This is a genomic window from Novosphingobium sp. (assembly GCF_027486195.1).
In the GTDB taxonomy this organism is placed as follows: Bacteria; Pseudomonadota; Alphaproteobacteria; order Sphingomonadales; family Sphingomonadaceae; genus Novosphingobium.
In genome coordinates this window covers 68,609-82,916 of record NZ_JAIXPP010000129.1, presented here as the reverse complement: position 1 = coordinate 82,916, position 14,308 = coordinate 68,609, and the positions used below count along the sequence as shown (strand labels likewise).

9 protein-coding genes are annotated in these 14,308 nt (G+C 66.3%); 6 read left to right on the top strand and 3 right to left on the bottom strand.

All coding sequences use genetic code 11. The features are described 5' to 3' along the window. Position 1: 1 nt before the first annotated feature. Positions 2 to 2,299 (top strand): VacB/RNase II family 3'-5' exoribonuclease, encoded by a 2,298-nt coding sequence (locus Q0071_RS22380; protein WP_298174784.1) that lies wholly within the window; start codon positions 2 to 4, stop codon positions 2,297 to 2,299. A gap of 118 nt (positions 2,300 to 2,417) precedes the next feature. On the opposite strand, the gene Q0071_RS22375 is transcribed toward Q0071_RS22380, so the two are convergent. Beyond that, positions 2,418 to 2,927, bottom strand: a complete 510-nt coding sequence (locus Q0071_RS22375) for a universal stress protein (protein ID WP_298174783.1) — start codon at positions 2,925 to 2,927, stop codon at positions 2,418 to 2,420. A 245-nt stretch (positions 2,928 to 3,172) separates the two neighbouring features. Between Q0071_RS22375 and Q0071_RS22370 the strand changes: the two genes are divergently transcribed. The 4 genes from Q0071_RS22370 to Q0071_RS22355 all read left to right on the top strand — a co-directional run bounded on the left by Q0071_RS22370 (position 3,173) and on the right by Q0071_RS22355 (position 9,432). Then, positions 3,173 to 4,438: a pyruvate dehydrogenase complex dihydrolipoamide acetyltransferase gene (locus tag Q0071_RS22370; protein ID WP_298174782.1), complete on the top strand. Its 1,266-nt coding sequence runs from the start codon at positions 3,173 to 3,175 to the stop codon at positions 4,436 to 4,438. 80 nt (positions 4,439 to 4,518) lie between these two features. Next, complete coding sequence (gene lpdA, locus Q0071_RS22365) at positions 4,519 to 5,931, top strand: dihydrolipoyl dehydrogenase (RefSeq protein ID WP_298174781.1); 1,413 nt, start codon at positions 4,519 to 4,521, stop codon at positions 5,929 to 5,931. A gap of 4 nt (positions 5,932 to 5,935) precedes the next feature. Beyond that, a complete protein-coding gene (locus tag Q0071_RS22360; RefSeq protein ID WP_298174780.1) occupies positions 5,936 to 7,129 on the top strand; it encodes an NAD(P)/FAD-dependent oxidoreductase in 1,194 nt (397 codons plus the stop codon). A 110-nt stretch (positions 7,130 to 7,239) separates the two neighbouring features. After that, positions 7,240 to 9,432, top strand: a complete 2,193-nt coding sequence (locus Q0071_RS22355) for a M10 family metallopeptidase (RefSeq protein ID WP_298174779.1) — start codon at positions 7,240 to 7,242, stop codon at positions 9,430 to 9,432. Positions 9,433 to 9,447: 15 nt separating this feature from the next. On the opposite strand, the gene Q0071_RS22350 is transcribed toward Q0071_RS22355, so the two are convergent. Next, positions 9,448 to 11,175, bottom strand: coding sequence for an amidohydrolase (locus Q0071_RS22350; RefSeq protein ID WP_298174778.1), 1,728 nt, complete (start codon positions 11,173 to 11,175; stop codon positions 9,448 to 9,450). 174 nt (positions 11,176 to 11,349) lie between these two features. Between Q0071_RS22350 and Q0071_RS22345 the strand changes: the two genes are divergently transcribed. Continuing rightward, the gene (locus tag Q0071_RS22345) at positions 11,350 to 12,396 is read left to right on the top strand and encodes an AraC family transcriptional regulator (RefSeq protein ID WP_298174777.1); all 1,047 of its coding nucleotides are present in this window, start codon (positions 11,350 to 11,352) and stop codon (positions 12,394 to 12,396) included. Here the strand turns inward: Q0071_RS22345 and Q0071_RS22340 are convergent. After that, positions 12,362 to 14,305, bottom strand: a complete 1,944-nt coding sequence (locus Q0071_RS22340) for a pyrroloquinoline quinone-dependent dehydrogenase (protein ID WP_298174776.1) — start codon at positions 14,303 to 14,305, stop codon at positions 12,362 to 12,364. The two genes, Q0071_RS22345 and Q0071_RS22340, sit on opposite strands and share 35 nt — an antisense overlap. Positions 14,306 to 14,308: the final 3 nt, after the last annotated feature.

Here is a 14,308-nt window from a genome sequence, read left to right as displayed (position 1 = left end):
GATGGCAATTCGCAAGCAGACACCCACCGGGCCAGACGGCCTGCCTTCGCGCCAGCAAGTGCTGGACTTCATCGCCGCGAGCGAGGAACCGGCAGGCAAGCGGGAAATCGCGAAGGGGTTCGGGCTGAAGGGCACCGAGAAGATCGCGCTGAAAGCGCTGCTCAAGGACATGGCCGAAGAAGGCCTGATCGACGGAAACCGCAGCGCGTTTCACCGCATGGGCGGGGTGCCCAAAGTGACGGTGCTGCGCGTGCTGGAAATCGAAGACGGGCAGCCGCTGGCGATCCCCGACACATGGCAGCCCGATGACGGCGCGCCGCCGCCGCGCGTGCGGATCATCGAGCCGCGCGGCAAGGGAAAGAGCGCGCAGGCTGCACTCAAAGTGGGCGACCGGGTGCTGGCGCGGACCGAGGAAGCGGGCCGGGGCCTCATTGCGCATGTAATGAAGAAGCTGCCGACGCGGACCGAGCAGGTGCTGGGTGTTGTCGAGTTCGACGGGGCCGGCAAGCCGTGGCTCGCGCCTGTGGACAAGCGTGTGCGCAACGCTGTGACTATCGCCGACTTGGGCGGGGCGGCGGAAGGCCAACTGGTGTTGGGCGAGCCCGTCAGCAAGAGCCCGCGCGCTGGGCTGAAGGTGACCGAAGTGCTGGGCGATCCGCTGGCACCGCGCGCGTTCAGCCTGATCGCGATCCACAAGCACGGCATACCATTCGTATTCCCGCAGGAGGCGCAGGACGAAGCGGCGCTGGCGGCGGGCATGGAGCTATCCGAAGATCGGCGCGAGGACTTGCGCGCGCTGCCGATCGTGGCCATCGACCCGACCGACGCGCGCGACCATGACGATGCGATCTGGGCTGAGCCCGATGGCGAGGGCGGCTTCCGCGCCGTCGTCGCGATTGCGGACGTGAGTTTCTACGTGCGGCCGGGCGGGGCTGTGGACCGCGAGGCAAGGAAGCGCGGCAATTCGGTCTATTTCCCCGACCGCGTGGTGCCGATGCTGCCGCATGTGCTGAGCTCGGATGTCTGCTCACTCAAGGTCGGCGCGGACCGGGCGGCGATGGCTTGCCACCTGACCATTGACGCTGAGGGCCGGGTGACGGGCTGGCGCTTCGCCCGGGCGCTGGTGCGGATCGCCGAGGTGATCGCCTATGAGGAAGCGCAGCGGCGGATCGATGCGCGCGAGGCTGCGCCGCATTTGCAGAACCTTTGGGCGGCGTGGCGGCTTCTGGAAAAGGCCCGCACCAACCGCGATCCGCTGGAGCTCGAACTGCCCGAACGGCGGGTGATGCTCGACGAGAATGGTAAGATTGCCGAGATCGCCTTGCGCGAGCGGCTCGATGCGCACCGCGTGGTCGAGGACTTCATGATCGCGGCGAACGTAGCTGCGGCCAAGGCGCTGGAGGCCAAGGTCGCGCCGGTCGTCTACCGCATCCACGAGCCGCCGAGCCGCGAGAAGCTGGTGGCGCTGAAGGATTATCTTGCGACGTTTGGGCGAAAGCTGGCGCTGGGGCAGGTGATCACGCCGGGGCTGTTCAACCGGATGCTGAAGGACGTGACCGACGAGGCGGAAAAGGCGCTCGTGATGGAAGCGGTATTGCGCAGCCAGACCCAGGCCTATTACGGTCCGCGCAACGCTGGGCACTTCGGGTTGGCACTTGGCAGCTATGCGCACTTTACCTCGCCTATCCGGCGCTATTCGGACCTTCTGGTCCACCGCGCACTGGTGGACAGCTGGCATCTGGAGCAGCCGCGGCCCGAAGCGCGCGAGATACCGGCAACCTCCGGGCTATCGGACCAGGACCGCAGCGATCTGGCGCGGATCAGCGATGTGATCAGCAAGGCCGAGCGGCGCGCGATGGAAGCCGAGCGCGAGACGATCGACCGCTATGTCGCGGCGTGGCTTTCGGGCCGGGTGGGCGAGGTGTTCGATACGCGGATCACTGGCGTGCAGAAATTCGGCCTGTTTGCGACGATCATCGGGCTCGGCGGGGATGGGCTGGTGCCGGTCTCGACGCTGGGATCCGAGCGGTTCGCCCATGACGAGAAGCGGCAGGTGCTGGTGGGCGAGGAGACCGGTGAGACCTTTGCCATGGGAATGATCCTCAAACTGCGGCTTGCCGAGGCCAATCCGCTGACAGGCGCGCTGAAGTTCGAGCCGGTGGAACTGCCCGATGGCGCCGGGCGGATCGAGCCGCGCGGGGGGCGGCCGCATGACCGTGGACCGAAAAAAGCCGGCGGCTTCATGCTGGGGCCGCGAGGGCGGCCACGCAATATCCGGCATCAGGGGCGGCGCAAGTAGCTCTCTCCATATCCGCTCACCCTGAGCCTGTCGAAGGGTGCTGGAGCGACCGTGGTGCAAGATGCTTCGACAAGCTCAGCACGAGCGGTCTGGGGGAGGGGGCCTCTAACGGCGCCCGTCAGCTGAACGAATCGATGCCGCGTTCGTCGATGCCGCCGGGCACGATCATCAGCACGCAAGGGAGCTGCCCGAGGTGCGAGGTGAAATGGGTGACGAGGGGGCCGGGATTGCCATCGGCCGCTGCGCCCAGCACCAGCGCGGAGACTTCGGGATGCTCGCCGAGGTATTCGCGCACAACCTGTGGGCCGCTGCCGGTGCGTACGGCAACGGCGGGCTGGAGGCCTGATTCGCTGGCGAGACTGCCAGCAGCGGCGCGGGCGAGATCTTCGGCACGCTCGCGCGCTTCGGCCTCGATCGTCGCCTGGATGCTGCCGAACACGACGAACTCCTGCCGGGGCACGAGCGCAAGAATGTGGACGGTGCCGCCCGTGCGCACGGCGCGGCGCGCAGCAAAACGCAATGCGCGGGCGGCTTCCTCGGTATCGTCCATGATGACGAGATAGACGCGGCTGGTCGCGCGCGCTGCAGCGCCCGGCGTGCCCTCAGCCTCGCTTGCCATGCCAACCATGCCTGCCCCCTTGCGAAATGGTCATTGTCCACGCCGATCGTATGTCGCTTATACCGCAGGGTAATGCGTATTGGCCTAATTCGTATGCGGGGCAAGCGCCAAGAGACTTGACCGGCCTTGCCCGGGTGGCGAAATGGCGCGCCATGTGCCAAGAGGCGCGCGCAAGGCGGGGGAGGCCAGATGGCTCCTCCCGGCGCAAGGCCTCGCAAACCAGGCCCGGTAACCATAAGGGAAAAGAGCTGCCCATGCCGATCCAGATCAAGATGCCCGCGCTGTCACCCACGATGGAGGAAGGCACGCTGGCCAAGTGGCTGGTGAAGGTTGGCGACAAGGTTTCCTCGGGCGATATCATGGCCGAGATCGAGACCGACAAGGCAACCATGGAGTTCGAGGCAGTCGACGAGGGCACCGTGGTGGCCATCGACGTGGCCGAAGGGACCGAGGGCGTGAAGGTCGGCACTGTGATCGCGACGATCGTGGGCGAGGATGAGGGTGATGCGGCTCCGGCAGCAGCCGCGGCACCTGTGGCAGCGGCTGTACCGGTGCCTGCTCCTGCGCCGGCGCCAGTTGCGGCGACGCCTGCTCCTGCACCTGCTCCGGTGGCACCTGCGGGTGATCGCATCGTGGCGAGCCCGCTGGCCAAGCGCATCGCCGGCGAGAAGGGCATTGACCTCAACACGGTGACCGGGAGCGGCCCGCACGGACGGATCATCAAGGCCGATCTGGATGTGGCTCCGGCAGTGGCAACGCTTGCAGCCGTGGCTGCGCCGGTTGTGGCAGCTCCGGCACCTGCTGCCGCGACTGCGCCGTTCAGCACCGATATCCCGCACGAGGCGGTCAAGCTTTCCTCGATGCGCAAGACCATTGCGCGCCGCCTCACCGAAGCCAAGGCGACCGTCCCGCATTACTACCTGACGGTCGATATCAACCTCGACAAGCTGCTCAAGCTGCGTGCGGAGCTGAACTCGGCGCTGGCGGGCCAGGGCGTCAAGCTCTCGGTCAACGACCTCCTGATCAAGGCGCTGGGCAAGGCGCTGATTCTAGCGCCCGATGCGAACGTGAGCTTCGCAGGCGACAATCTGATCCGCTATTCGCGCGCCGATATTGCCGTCGCGGTCTCGATCCCCGGCGGGCTGATCACGCCGATCGTGACGGGGGCTGACGTCAAGTCGATCTCGGCGATCCAGAAGGATATGGCCGACCTTGCTGCGCGCGCGAAAGCGGGCAAGCTGGCGCCGCACGAGTATCAGGGCGGCACGGCCAGCCTTTCGAACCTCGGCATGTTCGGCATCAAGCAGTTCGAGGCGGTGATCAATCCGCCGCAGGGCATGATCATGGCGATCGGCGCGGGCGAGAAGCGGCCTTATGTGATCGATGATGCGCTGGGGATCGCCACCGTGATGTCCGCCACCGGAAGCTTCGACCACCGCGCCATCGACGGGGCGGAAGGCGCGCAGCTGATGCAGGCGTTCAAGACGCTGGTGGAAGCGCCGCTGGCGCTCGTCGCCTGAACAACCGGGCCTGATCATATTGAGAGCGGCGCGCCTGCACGAGCAGGCTAAACCAGACGCCGACATCAAGGAGCATTTGCGTGGCTGACCAATACGATCTTCTCGTGCTCGGCTCGGGCCCCGGCGGTTATGTCGCGGCGATCCGGGCTGCGCAGCTGGGCCTCAAGGTCGGCATCGTGGAGCGCGAACTGCTGGGCGGCATCTGCCTCAACTGGGGCTGCATTCCCACCAAGGCGCTGCTGCGTTCGGCTGAAGTGTTCAACCAGATGAAGCATGCCGCTTCGTATGGTCTGGCGGCGGACAATATCCGCGCGGATATCGACGCGGTGGTGAAGCGTTCGCGCGGGGTGGCCAAGCAGCTCAACCAGGGCGTCACGCACCTGATGCGCAAGAACAAGATCACCGTGCATATGGGCACGGGCGTGCTCAAGGGTGCGGGCGCGGTCGAAGTGACGGGTGAGAAGGGCACGGAAGTGCTCTCCGCCAAGCACGTGATCGTGGCGACCGGTGCGCGCGCGCGCGATCTGCCGTTTGCCAAGGCGGACGGGGATCGCATCTGGACCTACCGCCACGCCATGGTGCCGCCCGCGATGCCAACCAAGCTGCTGGTGATCGGCTCGGGCGCGATCGGGATCGAATTCGCGAGCTTCTACAATGATATGGGCGCGGATGTTACGGTCGTCGAGATGATGGACCGGATCGTGCCGGTAGAGGACGCGGACGTTTCCGCCTTCCTCGAGAAATCGCTGACCAAGCAAGGGATCAAGATCCTGACCGGCGCAGGCGTGGAAAGCATTGCCACCAGCGCGAGCGGCGTGAAGGCGAAGATCAAGGGCAAGGATGGCGCGGCAGCCGAACACGATTTCAGCCATGTGATTGTGGCGGTGGGCATCGTGCCCAACACCGAGAACATCGGCCTTGAAACGCTGGGCGTTGCCGCCGAGCGCGGGATCATCGCTATCGACGGTTATGGCCGCACCAATGTACCCGGCGTGTGGGCTATCGGCGATGTGACGCCGGGTCCGTGGCTGGCGCACAAGGCGAGCCATGAGGGCGTGATTGCGGCGGAAGCCATCGCGCAGGCGCTGGGCAACACCGAAGTGCACCCGCACCCGATGGACCGGCTCAACATCCCCGGCTGCACTTATTGCCACCCGCAGGTGGCGAGCGTGGGCTTGACCGAGGCCAAGGCCAAGGAAGCGGGCTACGAGCTCAAGGTTGGCACGTTCCCGTTCATCGGCAACGGCAAGGCGATTGCGCTGGGCGAGGCCGAGGGCTTCATCAAGACCGTGTTCGATGCGGCAACCGGCGAACTGCTCGGCGCGCACATGATCGGTGCGGAAGTGACCGAGCTGATTCAGGGATACGTTGTGGGCAAGACCCTCGAGACCACCGAGGCCGAACTGATGCACACCGTCTTCGCGCATCCGACGCTTTCGGAAATGATGCATGAGAGCGTGCTCGCGGCGTACGGGCGCGCGATCCATATCTGATCCAGTGGCCGCCGTGCCCGCGCATGACGTGATCGTGCTGGGCGCGGGTGCAGCGGGGCTGTTCTGCGCGGGCCTTGTAGGGCAACGCGGGAAGCGTGTGGCGCTGCTTGATCATGCCGATGCGCCGGGCAAGAAGATCCTGATTTCGGGGGGAGGGCGGTGCAATTTCACCAACCTCCATACCGCGCCGGACCGCTATTTGTCGGAAAACCCGCATTTCGCGCGCTCGGCGCTGAGCCGCTATACGCCGGCGGACTTTATCGCGCTGATCGAGCGGTATGGCATTGCGTGGCATGAGAAGACGCTGGGGCAGCTGTTCTGCGATGGCTCAGCCAAGCAGATCGTGGCGATGCTGGTGGAGGAATGCCGCGCGGGCGGGGTGGACTTGCGCTGCGGCGAGCCAGTGGGCGCGGTGGAGCATGGTGATGGGCTGTTCCGCGTGGAATTTGGCGCTCAAACCCTGTCCGCGCCAGCACTGGTGATCGCGACTGGCGGGCCCTCGATCCCCAAGATGGGCGCGACCGGATTCGCCTATGATCTGGCGCGCAAATTCGGGCTCAAGGTCGTGCAGCCGCGCCCGGCGCTGGTCCCGCTGACGCTTTCCGGCGAGGACGTGCTGTTTCGCGAGCTTTCCGGGGTTTCAGCCGACGTGGTTGCGCGCGCAGGCAAGGCGGCATTTCGCGAGGCGGCGCTGTTCACGCATCGGGGGCTGTCGGGGCCTGCGATCTTGCAGGTTTCGTCGTACTGGCGGCCGGGGGAAAGCGTGGCGATTGATTTCCTGCCCGATCAGGCGCCGGACTGGCTGCTGGCGGCCAAGCGCGAGCGGCCGCGTGCAGCGATGGCGCGGGTACTGGGCGCTGCGCTGCCCGAGCGGTTGGCGGGGCGGCTCGCCGAAAGCGTGGGCGTGGCGGGCGAGCTTGGCCAGACGCAGGACAAGGTGCTGCGCGCGGCAGAAGCGCGGCTGCGGCAATGGATTTTCACGCCAAGCGGCAGCGAAGGCTTTGCCAAGGCGGAAGTGACGGCGGGCGGGATCAGCACGGCGGGGCTTTCCTCACGCACGATGGGCGCGAATGCCGTGCCGGGGCTCTATGCCATCGGCGAAGCAGTGGACGTGACTGGCTGGCTCGGCGGTTACAACTTCCAGTGGGCCTGGGCGAGCGCGCACGCCGCTGCGGCAGCGTTGGCGGAGGTTTCATGAAAGTTACCCGGCACTTGCGGGATTAAGCTTACGGTGGAACTATTCGGCAAGGTCCGGTGCGCGATGATGCATGCTCGGCCATTCAGGACTTCCAGCCGAGGGAGAGCGTCATGACGCAGTACACATCCAACGGCAGCGTAGGCTCCTTTGCCCTCTCCGGCGACGCATTCATCGATTCGCTCTTTTCACCTGACGCTGCGTTTCGCACGAAGTGGGCCGGGCAGGCGGGCGGCTCGACGCAGATCAGCTACAGCTTCGTTTTCCTGAACGGATTCGCCTCGAAATTCGTGACCGGCTATGGCCCGGAACCGACCGCGACCCAGCATTTCGGCGTGACTGGCGCGCAGATTCCGGGGATCGACCTTGCCTTCCAGCGCTGGGCCGATGTCGCCAACGTGAAGTTCACGAAGATCACGGAAGACGCTGCGGGCAATGTCGGCGACATCCGCGTGGGCTACTCCTCTGCCGTAAGCCCGGACTATTGGGGCTATTGCCAGTGGATCTCCAACGGGGCCGGCCCGGCGCACGGCGACATCTGGATCGAGCCGGGGGTCACGACGGGGACGTTCCAGCCTTACACCTACGATTTCCTCGCGATGATGCACGAAATCGGCCACGCGCTGGGGCTAGATCATCCGTTCGAGGGCAATGTGATCCCGGCGGGCTATGACGACGCGCGCTACACGATCATGTCGTACACCCAGCCTGCAGGTAACTTCTACTTCAAACCCGGATCGACCCAGGCGCAATATCTCGTCATCACGCCGATGGTCTACGACATCGCGGCGGTGCAGAAGATCTACGGTGCGAACATGTCGTACCACACGGGCAACGACGTCTACGCATTCACGCCGAGCCAGCCGGTCTACCAGACGATCTGGGATGCGGGCGGAACCGATACGCTGGATGTGAGTGCGTTCAGCCTGGGCTGCACGGTCACGCTGGTGCCGGGGACTTATTCGCAGCTGACGTATTCCGACACCCTGCTCGATGCCAATATCGGCATTGCCTTTGGCTGCACGATCGAGAACGCGCGCGGCGGGTCGGGCGCAGACACCATCACCGGCAACGATGCGGCCAACGTGCTTTCCGGCAATGGCGGGGCAGACACGCTGACTGGCGGGGCGGGCAACGATACGCTGGACGGCGGGTCCGGCGACGATACCGAGGCGGGCGGTGACGGCAATGACACCTTCAACGCCGGGACCGATGGCGGCAAGGACAGCTTCGACGGCGGTAGCGGGCAGGACACGGTCAACTTTGGCAAGGCGTTGGCGGCCGTCACCGTCGATCTGACGGCAGGAACTGCCTCGGGTACGGCTGCCGGAGACGTGGCGAAGGTTGGATCGGACACACTCGTTTCAGTCGAGGCCGTGATCGGCAGCGCGTTCAACGACACCTTGCTCGGGAGCGGCGGGAATGACGTGTTCGTGGGCGGTGCCGGGAACGACGTGATCGATGGCCGCGGCGGGATCGATACGGTGCTTTATACCTCGGCAACCGGGCCGGTCACGGTGAACCTTGCGCTGACGGGCGCGCAGAACACCGGAGCCGCCGGATGGGATACGCTGACGGCTGTGGAGAATCTCTCCGGATCGGCCTTCAACGATACCCTGACCGGCAACAGCGGCAACAACGTGCTGAACAGCTATGCCGGTGCCGACACCATGGCGGGCGGCCTTGGCAACGATATCTACGCTGTCGACAATGCCGGAGACGTCGTGAGCGAGGCCAATGATGCCGGGCGCGACCTGATTGTTTCGTGGATCAGCCTGACGCTTGGCGCGAATGTCGAAAACCTGACGCTTTCCGGCTTGGCGGCGATCAACGGCACGGGCAACGAGCTGGCGAATCTGATCAACGGCAATTCCGCGAACAACGTGCTTTCGGGCCTCGACGGAAACGATCAGCTGCAGGGCGGTGGAGGCGCGGATATCCTGATTGGCGGGGCGGCGCGCGACGTGATGATCGGCGGTGCCGGTGCGGACACCTTCCGATTTGCCGGTGGCGACTTCGGGGGTCTCGCCATCTGGACTTGCGACCTCATCAGCGATTTCAGCCGCACGGATGGCGACCGGATCGATCTTTCTGCCGTCGATGCCAACAGCGCCAACGGCTCCGGCAACGATGCCTTTGCCTTCATCGGCAGCAGCGCCTTCAGCAAGGTGGCCGGCCAGCTGCGCGTGGAGGTGATATCCGGCCTCAGCATCGTGCAAGGCGATACCAACGGCGACGGGCTTGCCGACTTCTGGATCCGCTGCAATGGCGCGCCGGCGCTGGCGGCAGGCGACTTCGTTCTCTGATCCGGGACGAGGCGGCTATCTGCCGCCTTCCGCCGGGGCGGCGTAGACCTGCTCACCGGCGATCCAGGTCGACAGCACGCGGGTATCGTGGATCTGGCCGACCGGCACGGTCAGCGGGTTGCGATCGAGCACGATGAGATCGGCGAGCTTGCCGGACTCCAGCGTGCCGCCCTTGTCGAGCCTGCCCATTTCCGCTGCGCCATTGCGCGTAAACACGGCCAGGGCCTGCTCGCGCGTGATGCGCTGGCCTTCGTTGATCGGATCGCCGGTCGCGCCGGGGACCTGCCGCGTCACCAGCGTCTCGAAGGCGAGCCACGGATTGACCGAGGGGACCACCGGCCAATCCGAACCGGTGACGACATTGGCACCGCTCTCCAGCACGTCGCGCATCGGCCAGAGCCGCTTCATCCGCTCGGCGCCGACTGCCTTGGCGATATCGACCGAGGTGATCGGGGTGGGCCACCAGATGTAGGGCGAGAGTTCCCAGGTGAAATGCAGTTCGTGCCCGCGCGGGACATCGGCGGTATCGATGAAGGTGTTGTGGCCGATTTCGTGGTGCGGACCCGCATCGCCATTGGCCATCCGCGCTGCGGCAATAGCCTCGATCGCCTCGCGCACTGCGCCGTCGCCGGCCGCGTGGAACTTGACCTGAATGCCCTGCCGGTCAAACGCGGCGACGGCGGGGAAGAGCGTGTTCTCGGGGATCAGCTTGAGGCCGCGCCCCTCGCCGGGGCCCTGATCATCGTGCGGCCCGCCGCGGTGCGCATAGGGCGAAAGCATGACGGCGGTGCGGCCTTCGAGTGGGACGCCATCGAGGAACATCTTGACGCAATCGAGTTGGAGCCGGCCCGCGCTCCATGCCTGGCGCTGGGGGATCAGGCCCTCGCTGTCGCCCGAATTGGGCCCCCATACGATGCAGCCGCGCGCGTACTGCTTGAGCCCGCCCGACCTCGCATAGGCGGAAAGCCCCTCGATCATCTCGCGCCGCACGGCGGCATCGGTGAAGCCGACGATGCCGTAGGACAGCATCTCGTCGGTCGCGACCTTGATCGCCTGCACCTGCTGCTCGGTGGAGGCCTTGGGCATGAAGCGTTCGATATCGCGCGCGGTGACTTCGCGCAGGACGCCAGTGGGTTCGCCCTTGGCATCGCGGTCGATCACCCCGCCGGGCGTGTCCTTGGTGGCGCGGGTGATGCCCGCGATGCGCAGGACCTGGGAATTGACCCACACGCTGTGCAGGCTCTCGTCATTCAGCATGACCGGATTGTTCGGTGCGGCGGCATCGAGCAGGCGCTTGTTCTGCTCGCCCGGTTTGAACGCGGCGCCGACCCAGCTGCCGCCGGTGATCCATTCGCCGGGCTTCGCCTTGGCCGCGCAAGCCTTGACCGCAAAGGCGATGGCCTTGGCATCGGCCCCTTGCGCGAAACGGCAGGAAAGCTTGTCGCGCCCGGCGAAGTAGGTGTGGACGTGCATGTCGTAGAGGCCGGGCATCACGGTGCGGCCGGCCAGATCGACCGTGCGCGCGGAAGGCGCGGCCATCGCGGCGATCTCGGTATCGGTGCCGGTCGCGACGATGGTTCCGCCTGAAACGGCGAGGGCCTGCGCCGCGCCGGAGGGGGTGATCACGGTGCCGTGCAGGAAGACCAGATCGACCGACGCGGGCTGCGCCAAGGCGGGGCCGCAGCCAAGGAGCGCCCCGGCCAGGAGGGCAGCACGGAGCGTCGGAGCTTCAAATCGGATCATGCTTCGCGAACTTTCACCATGGGGAGACGGGAGCGAATAGGCCTGCACTGGGCGCGGTGCGGCTTGGCCGATGCGGCCAAACTGGCGCAGCCCCCTTGCCCGTGCCCCGCACCATGCGGGATGGTCCGATCCGGAGGCAAACGCGGGGTCTTTGCGCATGGGACACGGGCGGGCATGCTGAAGCCAACGATCTCGGTCCTCGTGCTGCGCCACGTGGTCAATTGCCTCGACCTTGTCGGCTGCGATCCCGAACCGATGCTGGCGCGCATCGCCCTGCGGCGTGACGACCTCGACAACGCGCGCGCTGTCATGCCGCTCGAGGCGTTCCTCGGCTTTCTGGAATGCGCGGCGCGTGAGGCGGGCAATCCCTATCTCGGGCTGCAGGCGGGGCGATTGGGTGCGCTCAACAGTCTGGGCGCGCTCGGCTTTCTGTTCCTCAGCGCGCCATCGCTGCGTGCAGCCTTCACCGGCTTTGCGGCCTATCTCGCGACGATCCAGGACGCGGTGCGCAACCGCTTCAGCGCGGATGAGGGCCTTGCCACGTTCGAGTACCTCATCACCGACCAGACGCTGCAATCGCGGCGGCAGGATGCGGAATTCTCGATCGCGCTGATGCACAACATGTGCCGCAACTACGTCGGCGGCGAGTTCGAAGTGGTCGAGGTGCGCTTCGAGCATTCCTGCGAGGGCGACGAGCGGGTCTACCGGGAATTTTTCCGCTGCCCGGTGTTTTTCGATCAGGAAACCAATGCCTTTTGCTTCGAGGCGCGTTTTCTTGAGTGCACGAGCCCGGTGATCGATCCGGAGCTCTTTCCGATCGTGGAGGAGCATCTGCGCCGCCGCGCGGCGGAAAGTGCCCGGCGCGGAACGTCTCTCGGCGCGCTGGTCCGGGCGCTGGAGGCCAGTCCGCTCGACCACGCGCCGCAGCTGGAGGAAGTGGCCGAGACCATGGGCGTTTCGGCGGCGACGCTGAGCCGGCGGCTTCGCGCGCAAGGGCTGCGCTGGCGCGATCTCGTCAACGAACGGCGCATGCAGGCGGCGGCGCGGCTGCTGCGCCAGAGCCGCCGGGATGTCGCCGAGATCGCGCTGTCGGTCGGCTTTGCCGAAAGTGCGAGCTTCATCCGCCGCTTCGGTCGCCATTTCGGGATGACCCCGCAGGCTTATCGCCGCGCAGCCGGTGAGGACTTCAGCGCAAGGCAAACGCCACCATCGCGTCACTGAGCCGGGTGCCGAAGCCGCCGTGCCCTCCGGCGGAGACGACGACATACTGGCGGCCATCGGTGTGGCGAAAGGTCATCGGGGTGGCGGTGGCGGGCGCGGGAACGAAGGCTTGCCAGAGCTCGCGCCCCGTCTGGATATCGTAGGCGCGCAGGCGGCTATCGAGGCTGGCACCGATGAAGACAAGGCCGCCGCGCGTGACGATGGGGCCGCCCTGATTGGGCGCGCCCCACGCGGCGGGGGACGTGATCCCGCTGGAGAGTGTGAGGCGGCCGAAAGGAACTTGCCAGCGGGTCTGCCCGGTCTTCATGTCGATGGCAGTGAGGCGGCCCCACGGCGGCGGATTGCACGGCACGCCAAGCGGCGACATCAGCACCTCGCGCAGCATGACATAGGGCGAGCCCTGCATCTCGTAGTAGGAGACACCGGGCTTCAGATCGCGCTTGGCATCGAACTTGGCGCGCGGGACGAGGCGAACCGAGGCGGCGAGATTCGAGGAATTGACCACCGCAAGCCCGCTTCCGGGATCATAGGCAAGGCCGCCCCAGTTGGTGCCGCCGAGAAAGCTGGGGTGAAGCAGCGAGCCGCGTACGCTGGGCGGGGTGAACAAGCCTTCATTCCGCAAACCGGCGATGCGGGTGCGGCAGGCTGCCGTATCATAGCCGAGCAGGCCCCAGGCGTCTTCCGGGCGCAGGCGCTGCGATGTGACGGCATGGGGAAGGAGCGGCATGGGCTGGGTGGGGGAGGCGCGCTCTCCCGGCATGTCGCTGGCAGGCACGCGGCGTTCGACGACTGGAAACAGCGGCTTGCCGGTCTCGCGGTCGAGCACGAAGATATTGCCGGTCTTGCTCGCCTGAATCACTGCTTCGGCGGCGCGCCCATCGTGGTCGATGGTGGCGAGAGTGGGCGCAGCGGGCAGGTCGTAGTCCCACAGATCGTGGTGGACGGTCTGGTACGACCACACCTTGCGGCCGGTGCGCATATCGAGCGCGACGACGGCGTTGGCATCGGGGATGCGGTCCAGGCGGTTGATGCCAAGCGTATCCCAGCTGGCGCTGCCGGTGGGGAGGAACAGCCAGCCCCGCTTGGCATCGACGGAGAGCGGTGCCCAGGCATTGGCCGCGCCGGTGACAGCGGAGATATCGTCCGGGATCGGGTTCCACGTCCACAGCGGCTTGCCGGTCACCACGTCGAAAGCTCGAACGATGCCATCCAGCGAATTGCGGTACATGTTGTCCTGCACCGCCGTGCCCAAGGCCACGATATTGCCCCATACGGCGGGAGGCGAAGTGTTGGCGGGTTTGCCTTCGCCCTTGTAGTCCATCGCGCCGAGGTCGACGCGGCCGTTCTGGCCGAAGCCGGTGCAGACGCGGCCGGTATCGGCATCGAGTGCGTGCAGCACGGCGTTCTGCGCGCCGTAGAGGACGCGCTTGCCGCAAGGCTGTGCGCGGGCTGCCGGCATATCGGCCTGCCAGTAGGCGACGCCGCGGCAGTAGTTCTCGTGGTACATGTTGCCGGTGCGCGGCTTCTTCGGATCGAACGACCACAGCTCGCGGCCCGAGGCAGGATCGATCGCGACAGCGCGGCCAAAGGGCGTGCAGCCATAGAGCCGGGCATTGACGTAGATCGGCGTCATTTCCCCGACCGTGGCGTCAACCTGTTCGGTGCCGACCGAGACTTCGCCTGAATGCCAGGTCCAGACGCGGCGAAGACTGGCGACATTGGTGCGGTTGATCTGCTCAAGCGAGGAGAATTTGGTGGAGGAGGGCTGGCCGCCGTAGCTCGGCCAACCGGCGGCATCGGCCTCCACGGCCGCGATATCTGCACGGGCGGCGGCGGCGGGCAAGTCGGGACTGCGATGGCAGGCAGTGGTGGCGGCGAGCAGAGCGACGCTGACGAGATGCCGCCACATGGC

Bases quoted from the DNA above. Each gene is read 5' to 3' on its own strand.
- Q0071_RS22380 (WP_298174784.1), top strand. From the start codon at position 2: ATGGCAATTCGCAAGCAGACACCCACCGGGCCAGACGGCCTGCCTTCG.
- Q0071_RS22375 (WP_298174783.1), bottom strand. From the start codon at position 2,927: ATGGTTGGCATGGCAAGCGAGGCTGAGGGCACGCCGGGCGCTGCAGCG.
- Q0071_RS22370 (WP_298174782.1), top strand. From the start codon at position 3,173: ATGCCGATCCAGATCAAGATGCCCGCGCTGTCACCCACGATGGAGGAA.
- Q0071_RS22355 (WP_298174779.1), top strand. From the start codon at position 7,240: ATGACGCAGTACACATCCAACGGCAGCGTAGGCTCCTTTGCCCTCTCC.
- Q0071_RS22350 (WP_298174778.1), bottom strand. From the start codon at position 11,175: ATGATCCGATTTGAAGCTCCGACGCTCCGTGCTGCCCTCCTGGCCGGG.
- Q0071_RS22345 (WP_298174777.1), top strand. From the start codon at position 11,350: ATGCTGAAGCCAACGATCTCGGTCCTCGTGCTGCGCCACGTGGTCAAT.
- Q0071_RS22340 (WP_298174776.1), bottom strand. From the start codon at position 14,305: ATGTGGCGGCATCTCGTCAGCGTCGCTCTGCTCGCCGCCACCACTGCC.